The sequence below is a fragment of the Halalkalicoccus paucihalophilus genome (assembly GCF_001593955.1).
Lineage (GTDB): Archaea > Halobacteriota > Halobacteria > Halobacteriales > Halalkalicoccaceae > Halalkalicoccus > Halalkalicoccus paucihalophilus.
This window is the reverse complement of sequence record NZ_LTAZ01000001.1, coordinates 510,219-530,085: the sequence shown is the minus strand read 5'-3', so window position 1 is coordinate 530,085 and position 19,867 is coordinate 510,219. Positions and strand designations below refer to the sequence as shown.

Below are 19,867 nucleotides of genomic sequence, written 5' to 3'. Positions count from 1 at the left end.
GGGCGGGTGCGGTCGTGGTCGCGGCGTCGAAGGGCGGCCCTCGACGCCGCCGTAAACGTCCCGCTCGATCAGTCGATCGACGGGGTCGACATGTGGCGTTTAATAATGGCCCCCTCGGCGCGGTGGAGCGTCTCGCTCGCGGTGGATTTGGCGATACCGACGGCCTCGGCGAGCTCCGAGAGCGAGCACTCACGGGGTGTATTATAGTAGCCCCGCTCGATCGCCGCGGAGACGAGACGGCGCTGTCGGTCGGTCAGGAGGTCGTCGGTGTCGATCGACTGGGTAATGTACTCGACGTCGAAGTTCATTCCGAACCCCCCCAACTGGGTTCCGAGCGTCGAGAGGCGCTCGCGCGGTGCGGTCACTTCGAGCGAGGCGACCCCGTCTCTGATCTCGACCGGCGGTTCGAGGGGGATCGCAGACTGCTGGATCGCGAACAACAGGAGCGGTTCGTCGGTTTCGAACCGAACGATCTCCTTTTCGTCGGCTGACTGGAGGGATTCGAGGCTGATCACCGCCGCCGCCTCGGCCATCGCCCCGACGACTGCCTGCAGGTCCGGCCCGCGGAGTTCGACCAGCCCGATACCCGTCCCGTCGGCCGGCAGCGCCGCCAGCACGAGGAACTGGACCTCCGGATGCTCCCGGGAAAGCCGGGCGACCCACAGCCCGTTCGGAAGCGTGACGTTGAGTTTCGCCCGTGGCATATCCTGGGATTTCCCTGCCGATCGATTAAACCCAGCGTCAGACCGTCTCGATCGGTACTTCCGATGGCTCGTTCCTATCCCCGTGTGAGTTATACGATACCGTCGTGAAGGTCGAGGGAGATGGTTCGGGACCCGTTCGCCGAGCAGGACGAACCGGCACTCGAGGACGTCCTCGATGCGCTCTGCGACGAGGACTGTCGGACGATCGTTCGAAACCTACAGGGAACGATGACCGCAAGCGACGTCTCGGAGGCCTGTGACGTCCCGCTCTCGACCACCTATCGGAAACTGGACGCGATGACCGACGCGACGCTGTTGGAGGAGGCGATCGAGATCCGGTCGGACGGTCGTCACACCACCCGGTATCGCCTCGGGTTCGACGAGGTGGTGCTCTCGATCGACGAGGAACGTAGGTTCGACCTGACGGTCTCCCGGCCGGCCCGGAGCGCCGACGAACGGCTCGCGACCATGTGGTCCGAGATCAGCAAGGAGGCCTGAAATGCCCCACGGGACCGCCCCCGAGTGGGTGACGATCGCGCTCGCCGTCGTCAAGACGCTGCTTGTCGTCATGGGCGGAACGATCACCTACTTCGCGTTCAAGGCGTTCCGCCGCACGCACAGTCGCCCGCTCGGCTTCCTCGCCGCCGGATTCGCGCTGGTGACGCTCGGCAGCGTCCTCGGCGGATTCGGCTTCGAGATCCTCGACGTGTGGCTCGGCCTCGGCGTCCTCGTCGAGGGGCTGTTCGTGCTGGCTGGCTTCTCGCTGATCGCCTACTCGCTGAAAGCCGAGTGACTCACGCCGTTTCGTGTGCCCGCTCGGTCGCTTCGAGCAGCGTCCTGCGGCCCTCGGCGTACGCGAGGTGTGACGGGCAGTCGCAATCGGAGGATCCGAACCCCGCGATCCCGGCGTCGGGCAGCGTGCGGGCGACCTCACACTCGACGTCCCGCTCGGGGGTACGGACCGCCCGCTCGATGCGGGTCGCGTCGTGTCCGAGCAGGTAGTCGACGTGCCAGTGGCGGGTCTCGCGCTCGCCCCGAGCGAGTTCTCGATGCCGGTCGATCCGGGAGAAACCGCCGGGGCCGAACGCGCTGCCGGTGTAGGCGTACCACCCCGCCGAAAGGTCGTGAGCGCCGAGCGCGCCGATCTCGATCTCCGCCGGTTCCGGAAGCGGGATCACGAGCGTGTAGGTGCCGTCCATACGCTGTCCTCGACCGGCGGCGACAAGTACGCCCGGATCGCCGGGGTGACTCACCGGCTTCGATCCGACGCGACCCGCGGGCGGTTCGTGGGGCACGCTAACAACAGAACATGAACGGGTAGATCAGGCCCACGCGGTCCCCGTCTTCGAGTACGGTGTCGAGTCCCTCGTAATGCTCGTTGAACCGCCCGTTGACCGTGACCCGGGCGTACGCGCGGGTCTGTTCGCCCTCGGGGTTCTTCTTCCACGTTCCGGGCAGTTCCTCGGGCGGGGTCGCCCAGCCGTGGGCGGTCGCGTCGGCCTCGGTCTCGGCGATCAGCATCTCGGCGATGTCGTACTCGGCGAACAGGTCGTCGAGGAGTTCGCGCAGGGTCGTCCCCTCGAACGTATAGGGGAAACGGTGTTTCCCGACCGCGTCGTAGACATGGCCGGTACAGACGACCGTGACGGTGGTTCGCGCGTCGCTCGCTCGGGATTCGGCTGTCGTGCTCACGTCGGACCGTAGGCGCCGGTCGACCGAAACCCCGACCCCGAACATGTTCGGCCAGTTGCCGCGTCTTTTCCCGTTCGACGACCCGGGATGGGCTCCCTGAGTGCCCTGAGGGATCAGTTCTCGGTCGTCGATCCTGCCGTTCCGTCCTCACGGTCCCGGGTGAACAGGACGAGTGCGAACGCGACCGGCGAGAGCAGCCCCAACAGCAGGGTCGCCGCGATCAGGACCAGCGTCAGTTCCATCCGCCTACCCCCGAGTCGGTCGATCCGGACATGGTCGTGTGTCGATCGACCCTCGGCATAAGGTTGCCCCTCTACAGGCCGAGGTCCAGCGCTCGATTCGCCCCCAGCGCACAGACGACGACCGAGAGCAACGCGAGAAACACCGAGAAGGCGACGCCCCACGAGGCGAGGTCCGCGACGGTTCCGACGACCGCACTGCCGGTCGCGCTCACCAGCATGTAGCTCGTCCGGACGAGGCCGAAGCCCGCGCCCCGCTCCTCGGCCGAGAGGTGATCCATGAACCGCGGGAGGACCGCCGCCCCCCAGCTCATCGCGATCCCGACCAACAGTATCGCGACTCCGAGTGTGGGGAGCCCGGAGCCGCCGACCAACAGCCCGTAGCCCGCGATCCCGAGCAGGGCACAGCCCGCCGCCACCCGATCGCGGCCGAAGCGATCCGACAGCGAGCCGACCGCCGGCTGGGTCAGCCCGTGGACCACGAAGTACGCCGAGAACATCGCGCTCGCGAGCCCGATCGAGTAGCCGTGGTGGGCGACGAGGAACGCCGGGAGGAACGAGGCGGTGGCCTGCCAGACGAACTCGAAACAGATCGCGAGCAGCGCGGTGAAAGCGATCTGTGGGCGGGTCAATAGTTCGAGGACGGGTCCGAGTGCGATCCGCTCGCGCATGGGCTGGTTCGGCCGTGCGGGCTCGGTTCCCCGAACCTTCCACGCGAACAGGAGGAAGATCGGGGCGGCGGTCACGGCCCCCAATGCGATCGAGTAGCGCCAGCCGACCCAACCGGCGACCGCGGCCGCCGCAAGCGGCGCGAGCAGGCCCGCCAGCGGCGCCCCGGAGTTGTGGATCCCGATCGCGGTGCCGATGTCGTCGAACTCCTTGGTCAGCAGGGTGGTCGCGACGCTGTAGTGAAGCCCCGCGACCGCACCCAGAACGATCGTCAGGACGACGAAGAGCCATATCGACGGCGAGAGCGCGAGCGCCCCGCTGGCGACGGCGGTAAGGCCCACCGCCACGAGGATCACCAAGCGCTCGCCGTAGCGGTCCGCGAGGAGTCCCGAGGGGAACTGCGAGAGCGAGTAGGCCATCCACATCCCCGTCAACGCGATCCCGGTGATCGCCGAGGAGACGCCGAACGCGGCCTCGATCTCGGGGACCACGGGACTGATGACGAGGCGAGCGACCATCGTCGCGAAGAACGCGAGCGTACACAGCGTGATGACCGTCACCCGATACGTCCATCGTCCCATCGGGCTAGGCTCTCCGGCCCGCCCCGAAATCCCCATCGGTCCCGGAAGCTATTTCGCTCCATCTCCTACGAGGGGTATGAACGTCGTCACGCTGTTGCCCTCGGCGACCGAGATCGCCTGTGCGATCGGGATCGAGCCCGTCGGGGTCTCCCATAGCTGTGATCACCCGCCCGCGGTGCGCGACCTGCCCGCGATCACCCGGTCGTCAGTCGACGCAACCGCAGACAGTGCCACCATCGACGAGCAGGTGCTGAGCGCGGAACGCGCGGGCGGGGTCTACGAGATCCGACTGGAGGAACTCGCTCGCGCCGACCCGGATCTGATCGTCACGCAGGGGATCTGTGACGTCTGTGCGGTCGACACCGTTCTGGTCCGCGAGGCCGTCGAGGAACTCGGGCTCGATTGTGAGGTCCTGACGACCGATCCCCACGGACTGGAGGACGTGTTCTCGGATATCGAGCGGATCGGGCGGGCGCTTGATCGGGAGGAACGGGCCGACGAACTGGTCGCCGAGGGCCGGGCGCGCGTCGAGGCGGTCCGCGAGCGCGTTCCCGACGACTCCACCCGACCCCGGGTCCTCGACATCGACTGGATGGACCCCGTGATGATCGGGGGCCACTGGGTGCCCGAACTGGTCGAGATAGCGGGTGGGGAGTACGGACTGGTCAATGCCGGAAACGCTTCGACGCCCGTCGAATGGTCCTCCGTGGTGGAGTTCGACCCCGAAACGCTGGTCGTCGCGCCGTGTGGGTTCGGGATCGAACAGACCGAACGGAACATCGCGGAACTGAGGGGTCTGGAGGGCTGGTCGGAACTGACCGCCGTCCGCGAGGGCCGCGTCTATCTGATCGACGGCTCCGCGTACATGAACCGACCGAGCCACCGGCTGATCGACTCGCTCGAACTCCTTGCGAGCGCGCTCTACCCCGACCGGTTCGACGCGCCCGCGGCCGACGCGCTGTCTCGCCTCCCGCCCGAGTCGCTTTCGGCGGACTGATCCGCTCCGGACGCGCCGATAGAGCGTATTTATCCGAGAAATACGGTCGAATGGCTTTCCGATCCTTCGAACCGAAACCGCTTTCAGCGTTGCTGACTGACTAGTCAGTCAATGAGCGACGGGAGTGCGGATACGCGTACGGAGATCATGGAAGCGACCTATCGAGCCCTCTGTGAGCAGGGGTACGCCGATCTGACGATGCAGGACATCGCCGACGAGGTGGGCAAGAGCAAGTCGTTGCTCCACTACCACTTCGACACGAAAGAGGACTTGCTGGTCGCGTTCATCGGGTTCCTGATCGAGGAGTTCGAGGAGAAACGCGGGGAGAACGCGGCAGAGCCGGCGGACGTTCGTCTGCGGGAATTCGTCGACTGGTTCGTCTTCTCGCCCGAGGACGACCGGGCGGCGTTTCACATCGCCCTGCTCGAACTGCGCTCGCAGGCACCCTTCACCGAGGCCTACCGCGAGCAGCTGGTCCGCAGCGACGAGCTGGTGAGGGAGACGATCGTCGGGATCGTCGAGGACGGCATCGAGAGTGGGGTCTTTCGGGCGGACGCCGATCCCGATGCGATTTCACGTCTGGTGTTCGCGACGATGGACGGTGCACGCATCCGGCAGGCCACCCTCGCCGAGGACGGCTACGCCGCCGCCGTCCGTGATGCCCTCTACGACCACGTTCTCTCGGATCTCGTGGTGAGCGAATGAGCAAGCACGACCGCTCGGTGGACGTCATCGACGGGGCGCTCGCGAAACCCCTCCTGTTGCTTTCGGCCCCGATCGTCGCCTCGCAGGTACTCAACGTCGGCTACAACCTCGCCGACACCTACTGGGTCGGTCGGCTGGGCCCCGAGGCGGTGGCCGCTCTCTCGTATGCGTGGCCCATCGTCTTCCTGATGGTGAGCGTCGGCGGCGGGCTGACGGTCGCGGGCACGGTGCTGGTCGCCCAGCACAAGGGGGCGGGCTCGTTCGTCCAGTCCCATCACGTCGCCGGCCAGACCCTCTCGTTCGTAACGCTCGTCGCGGCCGTCTTCGCCGCCGTCGGTTACGTTCTGACGCCGTGGCTCGTCTCCGTGATCGGGGCGACGCCCGGAACCGATCCGTATACGTTCGCGGTGCAGTACACCAGAATCGTCTTTCTGGGGATCGCGTTCATGTTCTGGTTTTTCATCTTCGATGCGCTCTCGCGGGGCTGGGGCGATACGAAGACGCCGCTGTACCTGATGGTCATCAGCGTCGCGCTCAACGTCGTCCTCGATCCGTTCCTGATCCTCGGCTTTTCGGGCAACCCGGTCTTCGGCTGGGTCGGGCTCTCCGGACTGGAGGCGACGCTTCACTCGCTGACGGGCTTTTCGGGCTACGGCGTGACCGGCGCGGCCATCGCCACCGTCTTCTCACGGGGGACCGCCGCGGCAGTCGGCCTGTACCTCCTCTTTAGCGGGAGTGTCGGACTCGAACCTTCCTTCGACGATCTTCGCCCGGATCCCGAGACGATCCGCGAGATCCTCGATATCGGCGCGCCGACGGCCGCAGAACAGGGGCTTCGCGGGCTCGGGATCGCCGCCCTGACCGCGATCATCGCGCTGGCCGGTGACGACGCCGTCGCCGCCTACGGGATCGTCAACCGGCTCTCGTCGCTGCTCTTCCTCCCGGCGCTCGGGCTCGCCCGCGGCACCGAGACCGTCGTCGGCCAGAACCTCGGGGCCGACCAGGTCGAGCGCGCGAAGCGCGCGGTCTACGTCAGCGGCGTGGTCGTCGTCTCGATCTTCGCCGTCGTGACCGCGCTGGCCTACCCCTTCGCAGAGGGGATCGTCGGCTTCTTCCTCGCGGCCGGCGGCGGCGAGAGTACCGAAAGCGTCATCGAGATCGGCGCGGCCTACATCACCATCGCCGGGCCGGCGTACCTCTTTTTGGGCGTCTTCCAGATCGCGCTGGGTGGCTTTCGCGGCAGCGGTAGCACGCGCCTCGCGATGGTCTTCTCGACACAGGAGCTCTGGCTCTACCGGATCCCGATCTCGTACGCCCTCCTCGTCTGGGTCGGCATGGGCGTCACCGGCGTCTGGTACGCCGTCGCGATCTCGTACGTCCTGAGCGCGCTCACCACCTGCGCGTGGTTCCTCCGGGGGACCTGGACCGAGGGCGTCGTCGACCGGGCGCCGCACCCGACGCCGGGCGACTAGGCGTAGGCCTCGAACTCCTCGCCGAAGACGAGGAAATAGACGGTTCCGACGACCCCGATCAGGCTCGCGAGCGCGAACGCCAGCGTCGGACTGCCCGCGTAGGCGAGGTCGGTGCCGGGAATCGAGAGCCCGCCGTAGAGCACCCCTCCGAGGGCGGCGCTCGGGATAACCAGCAGGTTCCGAACGAGGTAGTACGATCCCGAGACCCGTCCCCCGGTGTCGCGTTCTGCGGGCCCGACGATCAGCGCCTTGTGGGCGGGGAGCCCCGCGAATCGAAGCCCCGAGAAGGCAAAGAGCAGGGCGACGACAAGGGCGTCGTCGGGCGCGGAGACGAGGAGGACGGGAAAGACCGCGTAGACCGCAAAGCCGAGCGCGACGACCGGCTTCAGCCCTACCGATTCGGCGATCTTCGCGGCGGGCGGCATCGAGACGAGCGCGACCACCATCTCGATCGCCAGGAGAACGCCGAAGAAGACGGCGGGCGAGAGCGAAAGGGGGCCGAGTTCGAGTCCGACTTCGAGGAACTGCGTGACGACGATCACGAAGAAGACGTAGACCATGCCGTTTCCGAACCTGACGAGGATGTCACCCACGAGCAGGGGCCGGAGTTCGGACGGGAGGTTTCGAAGGTCGTTGCGAATCGCGATCAGCCCCTCGAACTCCTTGCCGAAGGAGTCCTCCTCCGAGTCGTACAGGTAGTGCTGGACGGCGGTCGCGGCGACGCCGAAGACGACCGCGACCGCGAGCACGTACCGAAAACCGACGGCGAAGTCGGCGAAGAAGTACAGCACGCCGGCGGCGATCAGCGGGCCGACGAGGAAGGCCGACCGGCGAAAGACTTCGGTACTGGCGAAGCCGCGGGCGAGCTGGGAGGGCGGGACCGACTGCTTGACGATGGCGAAGGTCGCACCCAGCCCGAAGGACTTCCACGCTTGGGCCAGAAACAGCCCGACGAAGATCCAGATCCACGGTTCGAGCGTGACCGCCCCGAGTTCGATGGGTCCGAGCGTCGGAGCGATCAGCCAGAACAGGAAGCCGAGACTCGACAGCAGGCCGAAGACGGTCAGCGAGAGCCGCGACCCCATTCTATCCGAGAGCGCGCCACCCGGATAGGGGTACAGGGCGCTGATGACGTTTCCCACCGTTCCGAACAGCCCGATGACGACCGCGCTGGCCCCGAGGGCGGCCATGTACTCGGGGACGTACCGCGAGGTCATCTGGAACCCCAGACTGAAGGCGAACATCGCGACCGAGAGGACGAACACGTCGCGTTCGAGCGAGACGAACCGCCGGTACGCCGCGATCGTGTCCGGTGAATCGGAGTCCCCGCTCATGGCCTCGTGACGGCCGCTACTCGGCCCACGACGTAAATCGCTTCGGTCGCTGTGGTGACCGTCGTTGGGCTCGTCGAGCTACCCCAACAGGACGGCCCCGACGCCGACTGCGCCACCTCCGAGGACGAGGGCGGCGGCGTGAACCCCGCGAACGAACAGCCAGTAGGTGACGACCGCGATCCCCACCGTGAACAGGTCGACGACGGTCCCGGCGATCCGTACGGGAAAGGTCGGTACCGCGACGACGAACGACCCGGCAGCGAGGACGACGGTCGCACCGAGGATCGCACCGACCACGGCGGCATTGACCCCCACGAGCGCCGACTGGACGAGTTCGTTCTCGCGCACCCTCGCGAAGTATGGGAAGAAGCCGACGATGAACAGAAACGAGGGGCCGAACGCACCTACCGTGGCGACGAGCGCACCGAGGACCGCGAGCGCGATCAGCCCGTAGGTATCGAGCATGAGCGCATACCCGACGAAGGCGGTCGTCATCACCACCGGACCGGGCGAGAGCTGGCCGATCGCGATCCCATCCACGAACTCGGTTCCCGTGAGCCAGCCGAACTCCCGCACCACGTAGAGTTCGATGAAGGGGATCAGGACGAGCCCGCCGCCGTAGATGAACGAACCCGTATAGACCATGAAGGCGAACAGCTGGACCCACGGGTTCGACCAGAGGGCGAGCGCGAGCCCCCAGACCGGGCTGGCCTCGAGCGCCCCGCTCGCCGCGGGTCCGAGCAGGCCCAACAGCCGCTCGCGGAGGGCGTAGAGAGCGCCGGTGGCAACCGCTACGATACCCCAGCCGGTGACGCGGTCGCGGTTCTCGCGCACCCAGTCGGTCCGGTAGACCGCGACCGCGAACAGCCCGGCGACGACGAACACGAGGACGGGGTTCGGGTTGAAGGTCGCGACCACGACCGTCGCGGCGATCAGGAGCGCCAACAGGAAGGGGTCGACCGTCCAGCGGTTCGAGCCGATGCCGACCTCGCGACCTCCCTCTCCCGCCGCGAGGGCGCTGTGGGCCATCGAGTGACACGCGCCGACGATCAGCCCGATCACGACGGGGTTGATCCCGTAGAACACCGCCCCGACCGCCGGCAGCGCTCGATAGGCGAAGTAGAGCCACGAGAAGACCACGACGATGACGAACGTGGGAAGCATGAAGAAGACGCCGGCGACGAGCGCACCGGGCACCCCCGCGTAGACCCAGCCCATGAAGATCCCCAACTGGGTCGAGGCCGGCCCCGGAAGCACGTTACAGATGGCGAGCCCCTCCATGAACGTCGAGTGCTCAGTCCACTCCCTGCTGTTTTCGCCCACCAGATCGTCCTCCATCATCGCGATGTGGACGAGCGGGCCGCCGAAGCCGACGGTCCCGATAAAGAGGAAGTACCGGGCGATTTCGAGGAGTCGCCGGCGGCTCGCCTCGCCGCGATACGCCGTCCGAGCTACGGCCTCGTCCACGGTCGCCCCCCGTTCATCGTGATCGATCTACGACACCGGAGGCTGTAGCCGTTGCCCCGCACGGACGACCGGTTCCGGGTCAAGTGGTGCTGTGGGTTCCGTAGCCGGAAACGGATCGCTCGGCGAGCGAATCGAGCGAGAACGACTGCAAGAGGAGACGGGTCGTCCCGGCGAGCGTGTCGTGTGGATGTGGTGTGGCTGCGTGGACCTCCTCGTGCCCGGCGAGAGGCGAGCGAGTATCAACGGGCAGACTAACCCCAGCCCGTTGTGCCGCGGACGGTCGGTGCGACGCGCCTCGATTAGAGTAGGTGCCTCTGACGTACGTGTCCTGCGTGACACGCCAGTCCGACCGTACCGCTCCCGACGGGGAAACGTTGGGGCGCAACCCGTTGCGGGTCGTTTCGGGACCGATGCAACTGGTTGCACTCACTCCAGCAGCGCGTCGAACGCCGCCTGTTCGGCCGCCCGAAGCGTGCGGTGGAACGTCGAGCGGTTGATCCCGAGGCGCTCGGCGAGTTCCGCGCCCGTGATCCGCCGGGGGGTCTCGAAGTAGCCGCTGAGGTGGGCGATCTCGAGGATCTCGTGTTGCCGGTCGGTCAGGTCCGTGGCGACCCCCGAGTAGCGCTCCTCGGGGGTCCGGGGCGGGCGCTCGAGCCGTTGTTTCCCGGTCAACTCGGCGTCGTACCGCGATTCGAGCGTCTCACACAGCGATCGCACGTCGGCGTCGGCGGCCTCGACGGTGACGGTCGTCTCCGCACCGCTCGCCGCGAGTTCGGCGATCGTCACGCCGTGTTCGACGAACGCCGAGAGCAGACACGGCGGGCGAACGACACACTCGAGTAGCGTCGTCCCCTCCGTGACGATCGGTTGAACGCGCTCGATCGACCCGATATCGGCCGCCGTCGACCGCACCCGATCCGGCGGGGCGTCGACGGTGACGAACCAGCGGATCGAGCCGTCCGCTCGGGGGACGATCCCTCGGTGTTCGAGGTGCGTACCCGCCGCGAGCAGGGACGGAAGCGTCCCCGCGTCGGCGACCGAGAACCGCAGTTCCGTGGCGCCGTCGCTCGCGAGCGTGTTCCGCGTCTCGACGGCGTCGATCGCGTAGCCGACCGTCCGACCGAGTTCGGCGAGCACCTCGCGTTCGTCCCCGTCGAAGGCCTCCCCGCGGTCGGCGTAGACGCTCAACACGCCGTAGGTTCGGTCGCGGTGGACGAGCGGGACGGCCGCGACCGAGCGGTAGTCCTTCGAGAGGGCGTCGGCGCGCTGATCGGGCGGGGCCGAATCGAGCAGTTTCCGGTCGATTGCGGGCTCGTCCGCCCGGAGCGCGCGCCCCGCGGGCGGCTCGTAGCCCGCCCCCTCGCGTTCGATCCCCGCGAGCGCCGACTCGGTGATGCCGGCCCACGCGGTCGGCTCCCCCCGATCGTCACCGATCCACGCGAACCGGTAGCGGTCGGCCGCCGCGAGGCGCTCGCAGACGGCGGCGTCGATCTCCTCACGCGAACTCGCCCGGACGAGCGCCGCCGTCACGTCGCGCACGAGGTCGCTGACGTGTGTGACCCGTTGGAGCTCGTCGTTGGTCCGCCTGAGCGCCTCGCTCTGGGCCTCGACGACGCCCTCGCGGTCGGTCCGGTCGAGGGCGGCCTCCGCGTTGTCACAGAGCACGCGGGCGAGCGAGAGCGCCTCCTCGGAGACGGTTCCGAGGAGTGCGAACACGCCGTGCGAGCCGAGCGCGATCGCCGTGATCTCACCCTCGTGTTCGACCGTATCCCCGACGAACGCCTCCCAGATCGGTCCCCCGTCCTCGATGCGGTCGTGTTCCCCGACGAACCCCGCGGCGTCGGCGCTGTGGGCCGCCGGTTCGAGCGCGTACCCGTCGGTTTCGAGGCGGTAGCACGCGACCCGGGAGAACGAAAGCAGGTCGCTCGCGGCCGCGACGGCGATCTCGTAGACCGCCGTCCGTGAGTCCGCGCGCATCATCTCGCGGGAGGTCTCGTGGAGCGCAGACAGCACCTCCTCGCGGCGCTTTCGCTCGGTGATGTCCTCGACGGCGAACACCGCGCCGGCGAACGCGCCATCGTCGAAGAGCGGCGCGCCGTTGACGCTGAGCCAGCGGAACTCGCCGCCGACCCGCGCGGGGTACTGCAGGTCGTAGACCGGTTCGCCCCGCTCCCTGACGACCGCAAACGGCAGTCGATCGACGGCGAGGGGCTCGCGGTCCTCCTCGTCCCGGAGCAGTTCCCACGGGAACTCCTCGAACGTCGTCCCGACGATCTCGTCGACCCCGGTCACCTCCGCCGTCCGCCCGTTGGCAAACGTGATCGTCCGGTCGGCGTCCATGACGAGCAACATGACGGGGCTGGTCTCGACGATCCACTCGATGCGGTCGCGCTGCAGGCGCAGGTCGGCCTCGGTCCGCTTCCTGTCGGTGACGTCGGTGACGATCCCGGCTAGATGGACGGGTTCTCCCTCCGAATCGTAGACGGGAAAGCCCCGGTCGTGGACCCACCGTTCCTCGCCGGCCGGGCGCTGAATCCGGTAGGTCTCGTCGAACTCGCCGGTCTCGACCATCCCCCCGATCGCCCGTTTGATACGCTCTCTGTCCTCGGGGTGGATCGCCTCGATCATCGTCTCGGGGTCCCCGTAGAGCTGCTCGCGCGGGCGGCCCCAGATCTCCTCGAACGCCGGGTTGACGTAGACGGCCTCGAACCCGGGATCGCTGATCCAGAACCCCTCCGTGGCGCTCTCGGTGAGCCGGCGAAACGTCCGCTCGAACTCATGGGGATCGCGCTCGACGCGCTCGCGAGCGACCATCTCACACCCGCTCCGTTACCGTGCGTCCGAACATACCGCCACGAGGGTCGACACCCGCATAAACGCTCCCCCGAAGCTTTGACGGTCGGGCCCCTCCGGTCGGTATGATCGAGGTTAGCGATCTGGATCACGTCGCGATCCGCGTCGGCGACATCGAGACGGCGCTCGGGTTCTATCACGACCTGCTCGGCCTCCCGGTTCGAGATCGAGCGAACTTCGACGAGGGCGAGTTGCCGTTCGTCGCGGTCGTCGCCGGGGGCAGACACCTGCATCTCGTGCCCACCGACGGGGAGTTCGACGTGGGTGGCGAACACGTCTGCCTCCTGCTTCGCTCGGACGACACCGATTCACGCGGGGCGATCGAGGACTACCTCTCGGAACTTCGGGAAGCGGGCGTCACCGTCGAGAAGGGCGAACCGCGCGAGCGTCTCGGGGCCTACGGCCGGGACTGGGCGGCCTACGTTCGGGACCCCGACGGCCGGCGGGTCGAACTCAAGTTCCACTGAGATGCAATCCGGAATCAGCACGCCCCGTGCCGGCCGGTGGTGAGACGGTGGAGCGCGTCCCCCGCGGGACGGTGATCCGCACCTGGCTCGCCCGCGAGCGCGAGAAGCACGACGCGCCGCCACCCGAGGGACTCACCGACCGCGAGGTGTTCGACGCGCTCTTGGGCGAGAACCCCGGCGCGGCGGCGTTCCTCTGGCGGGACGCCCCCGTTACCTGCTATCGACTGACCCTCTCGCGGGCGCGTTTCGACCGCCTGCACGTCGTCGAGGGGCCCAGCGACCTCCGCTGGCGGGCGCTCTCGCCCAAGGGCACGGTGCGGGACTGTGCTCGGCGAATCGACCGGGGAGATCCCCGAAAACTGGCCCGCGAGACGGGCGTCGACGTACCCGACGTAGAGCGCCTCGCGCGCGCGCCGCCGACCGCCGACCCGCTCGTGCTCTCGACCCGGCGCGGGGCGGTCCCGTGGCACGTCGCCGACGGCAACCACCGGGCGGTCGCGGCGGCGCTGGCCGTCGAGCGGGGCGCGACCTACGACCCGCTGCCGGCGTACCTCTGTGTCGGCGCGAACCCCGTCCTCGAACCGTTCGTCCAGCGACTCCGGGGGCTGCTCGGGCGCGTTCGCTCCCCGTGGGACATTTCCAAAACGAAATAAGGGCATAGCCCCTCAGTACTGTCATTGTGACGACGACACAGATCACGTTGGTCCAGATCGATAACTACGGACCGTGGACCGTCACGCCCGAACCCCGCCGGGAGGTCGATCTCCAGACGCTACAGTCGCGCCTCTATGCCGATCTCTGCCAACAGATCGGGCGGGAGGACGGCTACGTCTTTTTCACCCGCTTCGACAACATGATCGCCGTCACCAACGGCCTCGACCGGGCGGACCACGAACTGATCCAGGAGTCGATCGACAACCGGTATCCCGTCTCGGTCAGCATGGGGATCGGCAGCGACGCCAGCCCTCGGACGGCGCTCGTAGATGCCACCGAGGTGCTCCAGACCGCCGGCAGCGCACAGGACGGCGCGCGAACCGAGATCCTCGGCGGCGAGGTCCTCCCCGAGGGCGAGCGAACCACGGAGGACGTCCAGATCGCCCACTTCGACGTGATCGACGTCACGGGCACCTACACCGACCGGGTCGACGCCTTCGAGACATTCATCGCCATCGAACAGGGCTACGCCGCCCTGATGCGCTACCTGTACGAGGAACACGACTCGCTTTCCTTTTTCGTCGGCGGCGACAACGTCATCGCGGCCTGTCCCGGCCTCTCCGAACCCTCCTACGAGGACGCCATCAGCCACGTCTCGGGCGAGGTCGACGTCGACCTGCAGGTCGGCGTCGGTCGTGGATCGAGCGCCCACGACGCCGGCATGGCAGCCAAACACGCCCTCGAGGAGTGTCGCCACAACGGCACCCGCGTCGAGCGGACGGCGACCGCCGACGACTGATCTCCCGGAACGACCGCGCCGGACACCGATTCGATCTCCCGATAGCCGCCGGTGACTCGCGATCCAGCCACGCACAACTCTTATTCGGACTGTAGTTAATTACCGAAACGGCTAAGTGCCATGCGCTACAGTACCACACCATGAGCACCTACGAGACCCCCCAGACGACGAGCGTCGAAGACCGGCTCGCGATCCTCGAAGCGGTCAGCCGGCAGAACAACGTGCGGTTCAGCGACCTCACCGAGCGCCTCTCGCTCGACGAGGCCGCGGCCTACGACGCGCTGACCGCCCTCCGGAACGCGGAGCTCGTCTCGACGTGCCCGCTGCGCGGCGAGAACGATTCGATCGTCGCCTCGCTCCCCCGTCTGCGCGCCCAGGAACGCACGAAGCTCCACCGCCTGCTGTACAACTAGCGAGGGGAGTCGACGCATCCCTCGGGGCCGACCTATTTACTCGCGGGGCCCCAACGTCGGTCCATGTACACCGTCACCGTCTCGCGTGACTTCGTCGCCCAGCATTTCCTCACGGTACCGGACCCCGGCCCTGAGGGCGAGGTCCACTCCCATCACTACGAACTCGCCGCCGAATGTGAGGGTTCCGACCTGAACGAATACGGCTACCTGCTCGATATCGACGACCTGACCCGCGCGCTCGACGCGATCGAGGAGCGCTACCGGGACGAACTGCTCAACGATCTCGAGGAATTCTCGGGGCTGAACCCGAGCGTCGAACACTTCTGTCGGATCGTCGCCGACCGACTGGCCGAGGACCTCGCTAGCGAGGTCGAGACCCTGCGGGTAAAGATCCACGAGGACGAGATCGCGTGGGCGGCCTACGAGCGGGCCGTATGAAGGTCGGCCTCGTCGTCTACGGCGACCTCGAACCCCGGTCGGGGGGCTATCGCTACGACCGCCGGCTCGTTGAGGGGCTCCGAGAACGCGGGGATCGCGTTGACGTGATCTCGCTGCCCGAAACGAGCAGGGCGCGCAGTTTCGCGCACAACCTCTCGGGGCGTCTCGTCCGCGACCTCGACCGCTCGTTCGACGTCCTCCTTCAGGACGAACTCTGTCATCCCTCGCTGGTCGGCCTGAACCGTCGACTCGACCGCGAGTACCCGATCGTCTCGATCGTCCACCACCTCCGGGCGAGCGAACTCTCGGGGCTCAGTCGGCGCCTCTCGTGCGAACTCGAACGCGCGTACCTCTCGACGGTCGACGCTGTCATCTGTAACAGTCGGCCCACGCGGGCGGCGGTCGCCGAACTGACCGACACGCCGGGGCTGATCGCCTGGCCCGGCGTCGATCGGTTCGAGGGGTTCCCGACCGACGCGGAGATCACGGCGCGCGCCCAACGCGACCCCTTCGAGGTCGTCTTCGTCGGCAACCTGCTCCCTCGGAAGGGTCTCGACACGCTACTCGGCGCGCTCGCGGGCGTCGAGCGCGACTGGCACCTCACCGTCGTCGGCGACGAAAGCGGCCCCGCCTACGCACGCGAGGTCCGCGACCTCGTCCGGCGCGAGGGGCTCGCCGACCGCGTCGAGTTCACCGGCTGGCTCGACGATGGAAACCTCGCCGCACGCCTCGGATCGGCTCATCTCCTCGCTGTGCCCTCGATCCACGAGGGCTTTGGCATCGTCTATCTAGAGGGGATGGCCTTCGGGCTCCCCGCGCTCGCGTCCGCCTCGGGCGGGGCGAGCGACCTCGTCACCGACGGGAAAACGGGCCACCTCGTCGCGCCGGGCGACGAACGGGCGATCGCCCGCGCAGTCGACCGGCTCGCGACCGACCGCGACCGCCTCGCCGCGATGAGCCTCGCGGCCCGCCGGCGGTACGAGCGCCACCCGACGTGGGACGCCGTTGGCGAACGGATCCGGGCGTTTCTCGAACATCGGGTCGCTCGGGCGAATCAGTCCCCCGCGTAGGGAACCGGGTCCTCGCTGCCGGCGCGCTCGAAGGCCTCCTTCCGATAGGTACACGAGTCACACGTCCCGCAGGCGGGCGCTTCCTCACGATAACAGCTCCAGGTGTGCTCGTAGGGCACCCCGAGTTTGAGTCCCCGTCTCGCGATCTCGGTCTTGCTCCACTCGACGTAGGGCGCCTCGATTTCGATTTCTGTACCTGGTTTCGTCCCCGTCTCGACGACTTCCTGGAAGGCCTCGAAGAAGGCGGGCCGGCAGTCGGGATAGCCCGCGAAGTCCTCCGAGTGGGCGCCGATGTAGATCCCTTTCGCGCCGCGGGCCTCGGCGTACGAGACCGCCATCGAGAGCAGGTTCGCGTTCCGGAAGGGAACGTAGGTGTCGGGGATCTCCTCACCCACCGTGGCGTCGCCGACCGCCATCGACTCGTCGGTCAGACTGGAGCCGCCGATCGCGGCGAGGTGATCGGTCTCAATGTGCAGGAAGTCCGCGGCGTCGAGGTCCTTGGCGAGCCACCGGGCACACTCGTACTCCTTTCCCTCGGTGCGCTGGCCATATGAGGTGTGAAGCGCCACGATCTCGTGGCCCCGTTCCTTGGCTTCGTAGGCGGCGGTCGCGCTGTCCATGCCCCCCGAGAGGAGGACGACGGCTTCGCTCATGGGTCGGTGGAGGTGTCGGGTGTGGATAGACCCCTCGGATCAGGTGCCGGGCGCGTCGTTCCACAGGTCGACGTGCAACCGGGGTGTGTAGCGAAAGCCGTACTCCATCGCCAGGTCGGCGACCGTGTTGCGGGTCTCGTCCAGTCGCTCGCGGGTCGCGCCCTCGGGCATGAGGAGTACGTCCTCGTCCCTCACCGTGACCCGCTCGCGCAGGCGCGTGAGCAGGTCCGTGATCTCGCTCATATCGTCCGGGCCGGTAACGACGAACTTCAACTGGTGGTCGTAGCGCTCGCATATGGTGGCGAGCGCATCCAGATCGATCCGTCGGGCCTCGTGGCGTTCTGCCCATTCGCCCTCGCCCTTCGGGTCCTTCTCGGGGATCGGCGTACTGCTCGCGAGTTTCGGACTGACGCTCGCCAGATCCACGGGCGCGTCGGGGACCACGGTGCCGTTGGTCTCGACGGTGGTGTGATAGCCCCGCTCGGCGAGCCGAGTCAATAGGACTTCGCTCGCGTCGTGAATCAGCGGCTCCCCACCGGTGATCACGACGTGGTCCGCGCCGCGCCCGTCGATTTTCGTCAGAACCTCCTCGATGCCCATCCAGTCGCCCGCGGGCTCCCAGGAGGTGTGATACGAGTCGCAGAACCAACACCGGAGGTTACAGCCGCTCGTGCGGACGAACGTTGAGGGCACTCCCGCCAAGCGCCCCTCGCCCTGTAGCGAGTAGAACAGTTCGTTGATCGGAAGCGCGGGTTCGTCCTCGGGTTCGGATCCAGCGGCCTCCCGCGAGTGGCTCATACCCGTCCGAGGGTCCCGGCGGGCGTGAGGGTTACGGGTCGCGCTCGGTCGACCGCCTGCACTTTTAAGAACGTGACCGCTGTGGGTAGGGGTATGGCACTCATCGAGATCACCGTCGATCGCCCGTCACTGATCAGCACCGGCGAGGACGAACAGCGAGCCACCGACGAGGACGGCGGCGTTCTCCCGGGCGACGAGGACGACCAGCACGAATCCGGCGAGAGCACGTCCACAGACGACGGCCTCGGCGACACGCTCAAGACCGTCAGCACGATCCTCACCGCGGTGACGACCATCGCGGGCGTCCTCAAACGCCTCCGTGAGAACGAGGGCACGGTCGAGGACGAGGCCGAGTCGCTGTTCGACGAGGAGGACACGGCGGACGCGGGCGAGGAAGAGGCCGAATCGTTCGTCGAGAGCGTCGTCGGCGACGAGTCGGACGAGGCCGACGCCGACGAGACCGAGGAACTCGAAGCCGAAGCGGAAGACGAGGAAACCGACGCCGACGACTCCGGACGCGGCCTCGGCGTGAAGGTCGCGTTCGTGCTCGTGGTCGTCCTCATCGCCCTCGCGCTCCGGGCGCGCGGCAGCGACGAGACCGCCGACGAGGACGCGCTGGACGACGACTGGGACTGAAGCGTTCGGTTTTCGATTACCGATCTCCGGATTTTTGTTGCCAGTCGTGAGCTACCCGTGTCTAGTGAGTGTCGACAGCAGTAGCGAGCAGTTCGAACAGATCACCACGCTCCGCCGAACTCCGCCTTGACGCCACACATCTCCGCGAATCGGCGGATCTGCCGCTTCTTACTTTCCTGATTGAGCGAGGTATAAACGTAGTATCCGTTTCCCAGTTCTCGATACTGTCTCATCCTCTCTCCGTTCCTATGGACCGGTTCATCGTTCAGAATTGCACTCTTCTTTCCCGGAACGTACGGAAACGAAGGGAGGTTCTCGATTAGTTCGTGTTCGAATATGAGGTACTCGACAGCCTTCGCCATGACGTCGCTCTGTGACTCTGAACGGTGCAATACGTCGCTTCCGTCCTTACCGAATCTAACGACGTACTTCCCTTCCGTTCCCCCGTTTGTCGCCTCAGATCGAGTCTCTCGGGTTGTTGGTTCCGGTTCCCGTATCGGTTTTCCGCCGGACTCATCTCCATTCGAGAGGATCCCGATCAGGTCGTCAATGAACGACTTCGCCTCCGATTCGGCCTCCCGTGCGATCGAGTCGCCGACGCGTTCGCTCAGGACTTCGAGGAGTTCGTCGGCGATCTCGTCTTTGTTCTGTGTGAGCTGTGAAACCGCTTTCCGCCGCCGTTCCACTGAACGATAGATGCCGTCCGCGGCTCCCGACTGGATTGACTCCTTTGAGAGTGTTTTTACGATCCACGACTGTCGACGTAGCTCCTCGACCGTCGACTCGCCGAGCAGATCGACCGAGGGGTGGTTCTCGCTCTTCTTGAGTTTGAACAGTTTGAGGACGACACCGTTGGTAATCAGCCCCCAATCGACCCACTGCTGTTGCATGTAGCTCCGGAGTTGGTCCTCGTGGCTCGTGGAGATGGTCGTATCACAGCCTTTCGCCTCGATAAACACCGCCGGCGATCCCTCCAACAGAAGTGCGTAGTCGACCTTCGTCTTCGAGGATCCCATCTGAATGGGATACTCCAGTTCCACCTCAGTCGAGTAGAGGTCCCACCCGAGGACGTCCCGAACCAGCGGATCGATGAGTTTCGCTCTGGTGTTCTGTTCGTCCATCTGGGGCGAGGCGTCGACGAGATCGAGAGAGCGATCGATATACCTCTCCAGTGCCTCGCGGTCCATACCGATACACCTCCCAGTCTTCGTATAAAATCCCTGCTT

At 66.9% G+C, this 19,867-nt stretch carries 23 protein-coding genes; 12 read left to right on the top strand and 11 right to left on the bottom strand.

The genetic code is table 11. The annotated features are described in order from the left end of the window. Nucleotides 1–68: 68 nt before the first annotated feature. Nucleotides 69–704: a helix-turn-helix domain-containing protein gene (locus HAPAU_RS02820; RefSeq protein ID WP_066379274.1), complete on the bottom strand. Its 636-nt coding sequence runs from the start codon at nt 702–704 to the stop codon at nt 69–71. A 120-nt stretch (nt 705–824) separates the two neighbouring features. Here HAPAU_RS02820 and HAPAU_RS02815 point away from each other — a divergent pair, with 120 nt between their 5' ends. Continuing rightward, nucleotides 825–1,202, top strand: a complete 378-nt coding sequence (locus HAPAU_RS02815) for a winged helix-turn-helix domain-containing protein (protein ID WP_066379271.1) — start codon at nt 825–827, stop codon at nt 1,200–1,202. Between the two features lies 1 nt (nt 1,203). Further along, nucleotides 1,204–1,497 carry a DUF7521 family protein gene (locus tag HAPAU_RS02810; protein WP_066379269.1) on the top strand — a complete coding sequence of 98 codons (294 nt, stop codon included), beginning with the start codon at nt 1,204–1,206 and terminating at the stop codon, nt 1,495–1,497. Nucleotide 1,498: 1 nt separating this feature from the next. Here HAPAU_RS02810 and HAPAU_RS02805 read toward each other — a convergent pair whose 3' ends face one another. From HAPAU_RS02805 to HAPAU_RS02795, 4 genes are all read right to left on the bottom strand, one after another. Further along, on the bottom strand, nt 1,499–1,903 hold the full coding sequence (locus HAPAU_RS02805) for a GIY-YIG nuclease family protein (protein ID WP_066379262.1): 405 nt from the start codon (nt 1,901–1,903) through the stop codon (nt 1,499–1,501). Between the two features lie 97 nt (nt 1,904–2,000). Next, nucleotides 2,001–2,441: a MoaD/ThiS family protein gene (locus tag HAPAU_RS02800; RefSeq protein ID WP_084383646.1), complete on the bottom strand. Its 441-nt coding sequence runs from the start codon at nt 2,439–2,441 to the stop codon at nt 2,001–2,003. A gap of 68 nt (nt 2,442–2,509) precedes the next feature. Next, nucleotides 2,510–2,638 carry a hypothetical protein gene (locus HAPAU_RS22720; protein WP_281177855.1) on the bottom strand — a complete coding sequence of 43 codons (129 nt, stop codon included), beginning with the start codon at nt 2,636–2,638 and terminating at the stop codon, nt 2,510–2,512. Nucleotides 2,639–2,709: 71 nt separating this feature from the next. Continuing rightward, nucleotides 2,710–3,885 carry an MFS transporter gene (locus HAPAU_RS02795; RefSeq protein WP_066379260.1) on the bottom strand — a complete coding sequence of 392 codons (1,176 nt, stop codon included), beginning with the start codon at nt 3,883–3,885 and terminating at the stop codon, nt 2,710–2,712. 76 nt (nt 3,886–3,961) lie between these two features. Between HAPAU_RS02795 and HAPAU_RS02790 the strand changes: the two genes are divergently transcribed. The 3 genes from HAPAU_RS02790 (at nt 3,962) to HAPAU_RS02780 (ending at nt 7,059) form a co-directional block, all read left to right on the top strand. Beyond that, on the top strand, nt 3,962–4,882 hold the full coding sequence (locus tag HAPAU_RS02790) for a cobalamin-binding protein (RefSeq protein WP_066379258.1): 921 nt from the start codon (nt 3,962–3,964) through the stop codon (nt 4,880–4,882). A 111-nt stretch (nt 4,883–4,993) separates the two neighbouring features. Further along, the gene (locus tag HAPAU_RS02785; protein ID WP_066379256.1) at nt 4,994–5,587 is read left to right on the top strand and encodes a TetR/AcrR family transcriptional regulator; all 594 of its coding nucleotides are present in this window, start codon (nt 4,994–4,996) and stop codon (nt 5,585–5,587) included. After that, nucleotides 5,584–7,059 carry an MATE family efflux transporter gene (locus HAPAU_RS02780; protein ID WP_066379253.1) on the top strand — a complete coding sequence of 492 codons (1,476 nt, stop codon included), beginning with the start codon at nt 5,584–5,586 and terminating at the stop codon, nt 7,057–7,059. The genes HAPAU_RS02785 and HAPAU_RS02780 overlap by 4 nt, the downstream gene beginning before the upstream one ends. Here the strand turns inward: HAPAU_RS02780 and HAPAU_RS02775 are convergent. From HAPAU_RS02775 to HAPAU_RS02765, 3 genes are all read right to left on the bottom strand, one after another. Continuing rightward, entirely contained in the window at nt 7,056–8,393 is a 1,338-nt protein-coding gene (locus HAPAU_RS02775; protein WP_066379250.1) for an MFS transporter, read from the bottom strand. The genes HAPAU_RS02780 and HAPAU_RS02775 overlap by 4 nt on opposite strands. Nucleotides 8,394–8,471: 78 nt before the next feature. Next, complete coding sequence (gene chrA / locus HAPAU_RS02770; RefSeq protein ID WP_157078411.1) at nt 8,472–9,860, bottom strand: chromate efflux transporter; 1,389 nt, start codon at nt 9,858–9,860, stop codon at nt 8,472–8,474. A gap of 426 nt (nt 9,861–10,286) precedes the next feature. Further along, nucleotides 10,287–12,674, bottom strand: coding sequence for a PAS domain S-box protein (locus HAPAU_RS02765; RefSeq protein WP_066379240.1), 2,388 nt, complete (start codon nt 12,672–12,674; stop codon nt 10,287–10,289). Nucleotides 12,675–12,778: 104 nt separating this feature from the next. On the opposite strand from HAPAU_RS02765, the gene HAPAU_RS02760 reads away from it, so the two are divergent. The 6 genes from HAPAU_RS02760 to HAPAU_RS02735 all read left to right on the top strand — a co-directional run bounded on the left by HAPAU_RS02760 (nt 12,779) and on the right by HAPAU_RS02735 (nt 16,554). Beyond that, nucleotides 12,779–13,180 (top strand): VOC family protein, encoded by a 402-nt coding sequence (locus HAPAU_RS02760; RefSeq protein ID WP_066379238.1) that lies wholly within the window; start codon nt 12,779–12,781, stop codon nt 13,178–13,180. 47 nt (nt 13,181–13,227) lie between these two features. Continuing rightward, the gene (locus HAPAU_RS02755; protein WP_245634015.1) at nt 13,228–13,833 is read left to right on the top strand and encodes a hypothetical protein; all 606 of its coding nucleotides are present in this window, start codon (nt 13,228–13,230) and stop codon (nt 13,831–13,833) included. Between the two features lie 26 nt (nt 13,834–13,859). Beyond that, nucleotides 13,860–14,633 carry a GTP cyclohydrolase III gene (locus HAPAU_RS02750; protein WP_066379235.1) on the top strand — a complete coding sequence of 258 codons (774 nt, stop codon included), beginning with the start codon at nt 13,860–13,862 and terminating at the stop codon, nt 14,631–14,633. A 140-nt stretch (nt 14,634–14,773) separates the two neighbouring features. Beyond that, entirely contained in the window at nt 14,774–15,046 is a 273-nt protein-coding gene (locus HAPAU_RS02745) for an ArsR family transcriptional regulator (RefSeq protein WP_066379233.1), read from the top strand. Nucleotides 15,047–15,109: 63 nt separating this feature from the next. Beyond that, the gene (locus HAPAU_RS02740) at nt 15,110–15,484 is read left to right on the top strand and encodes a 6-pyruvoyl trahydropterin synthase family protein (RefSeq protein WP_066379231.1); all 375 of its coding nucleotides are present in this window, start codon (nt 15,110–15,112) and stop codon (nt 15,482–15,484) included. After that, nucleotides 15,481–16,554 carry a glycosyltransferase family 4 protein gene (locus HAPAU_RS02735; RefSeq protein WP_066379229.1) on the top strand — a complete coding sequence of 358 codons (1,074 nt, stop codon included), beginning with the start codon at nt 15,481–15,483 and terminating at the stop codon, nt 16,552–16,554. The genes HAPAU_RS02740 and HAPAU_RS02735 overlap by 4 nt, the downstream gene beginning before the upstream one ends. Here the strand turns inward: HAPAU_RS02735 and queC are convergent. Further along, nucleotides 16,539–17,207, bottom strand: a complete 669-nt coding sequence (gene queC / locus HAPAU_RS02730) for a 7-cyano-7-deazaguanine synthase QueC (RefSeq protein WP_066379226.1) — start codon at nt 17,205–17,207, stop codon at nt 16,539–16,541. The genes HAPAU_RS02735 and queC overlap by 16 nt on opposite strands. Before the next feature lie 39 nt (nt 17,208–17,246). Next, nucleotides 17,247–18,005 (bottom strand): 7-carboxy-7-deazaguanine synthase QueE, encoded by a 759-nt coding sequence (locus HAPAU_RS02725; protein WP_066379223.1) that lies wholly within the window; start codon nt 18,003–18,005, stop codon nt 17,247–17,249. Nucleotides 18,006–18,098: 93 nt separating this feature from the next. Here HAPAU_RS02725 and HAPAU_RS02720 point away from each other — a divergent pair, with 93 nt between their 5' ends. Beyond that, entirely contained in the window at nt 18,099–18,641 is a 543-nt protein-coding gene (locus HAPAU_RS02720; protein ID WP_066379220.1) for a hypothetical protein, read from the top strand. A 101-nt stretch (nt 18,642–18,742) separates the two neighbouring features. On the opposite strand, the gene HAPAU_RS02715 is transcribed toward HAPAU_RS02720, so the two are convergent. After that, nucleotides 18,743–19,828: a type I restriction enzyme HsdR N-terminal domain-containing protein gene (locus tag HAPAU_RS02715; protein WP_066379217.1), complete on the bottom strand. Its 1,086-nt coding sequence runs from the start codon at nt 19,826–19,828 to the stop codon at nt 18,743–18,745. Between the last annotated feature and the right edge of the window lie 39 nt (nt 19,829–19,867).

Coding starts and splice junctions, on each gene's coding strand:
- HAPAU_RS02820 (WP_066379274.1), bottom strand. CDS start 704: ATGCCACGGGCGAAACTCAACGTCACGCTTCCGAACGGGCTGTGGGTC.
- HAPAU_RS02815 (WP_066379271.1), top strand. CDS start 825: ATGGTTCGGGACCCGTTCGCCGAGCAGGACGAACCGGCACTCGAGGAC.
- HAPAU_RS02810 (WP_066379269.1), top strand. CDS start 1,204: ATGCCCCACGGGACCGCCCCCGAGTGGGTGACGATCGCGCTCGCCGTC.
- HAPAU_RS02805 (WP_066379262.1), bottom strand. CDS start 1,903: ATGGACGGCACCTACACGCTCGTGATCCCGCTTCCGGAACCGGCGGAG.
- HAPAU_RS02800 (WP_084383646.1), bottom strand. CDS start 2,441: ATGTTCGGGGTCGGGGTTTCGGTCGACCGGCGCCTACGGTCCGACGTG.
- HAPAU_RS22720 (WP_281177855.1), bottom strand. CDS start 2,638: ATGGAACTGACGCTGGTCCTGATCGCGGCGACCCTGCTGTTGGGGCTG.
- HAPAU_RS02795 (WP_066379260.1), bottom strand. CDS start 3,885: ATGGGACGATGGACGTATCGGGTGACGGTCATCACGCTGTGTACGCTC.
- HAPAU_RS02790 (WP_066379258.1), top strand. CDS start 3,962: ATGAACGTCGTCACGCTGTTGCCCTCGGCGACCGAGATCGCCTGTGCG.
- HAPAU_RS02785 (WP_066379256.1), top strand. CDS start 4,994: ATGAGCGACGGGAGTGCGGATACGCGTACGGAGATCATGGAAGCGACC.
- HAPAU_RS02780 (WP_066379253.1), top strand. CDS start 5,584: ATGAGCAAGCACGACCGCTCGGTGGACGTCATCGACGGGGCGCTCGCG.
- HAPAU_RS02775 (WP_066379250.1), bottom strand. CDS start 8,393: ATGAGCGGGGACTCCGATTCACCGGACACGATCGCGGCGTACCGGCGG.
- HAPAU_RS02765 (WP_066379240.1), bottom strand. CDS start 12,674: ATGGTCGCTCGCGAGCGCGTCGAGCGCGATCCCCATGAGTTCGAGCGG.
- HAPAU_RS02760 (WP_066379238.1), top strand. CDS start 12,779: ATGATCGAGGTTAGCGATCTGGATCACGTCGCGATCCGCGTCGGCGAC.
- HAPAU_RS02745 (WP_066379233.1), top strand. CDS start 14,774: ATGAGCACCTACGAGACCCCCCAGACGACGAGCGTCGAAGACCGGCTC.
- HAPAU_RS02740 (WP_066379231.1), top strand. CDS start 15,110: ATGTACACCGTCACCGTCTCGCGTGACTTCGTCGCCCAGCATTTCCTC.
- HAPAU_RS02735 (WP_066379229.1), top strand. CDS start 15,481: ATGAAGGTCGGCCTCGTCGTCTACGGCGACCTCGAACCCCGGTCGGGG.
- queC (WP_066379226.1), bottom strand. CDS start 17,207: ATGAGCGAAGCCGTCGTCCTCCTCTCGGGGGGCATGGACAGCGCGACC.
- HAPAU_RS02725 (WP_066379223.1), bottom strand. CDS start 18,005: ATGAGCCACTCGCGGGAGGCCGCTGGATCCGAACCCGAGGACGAACCC.
- HAPAU_RS02720 (WP_066379220.1), top strand. CDS start 18,099: ATGGCACTCATCGAGATCACCGTCGATCGCCCGTCACTGATCAGCACC.
- HAPAU_RS02715 (WP_066379217.1), bottom strand. CDS start 19,828: ATGGACCGCGAGGCACTGGAGAGGTATATCGATCGCTCTCTCGATCTC.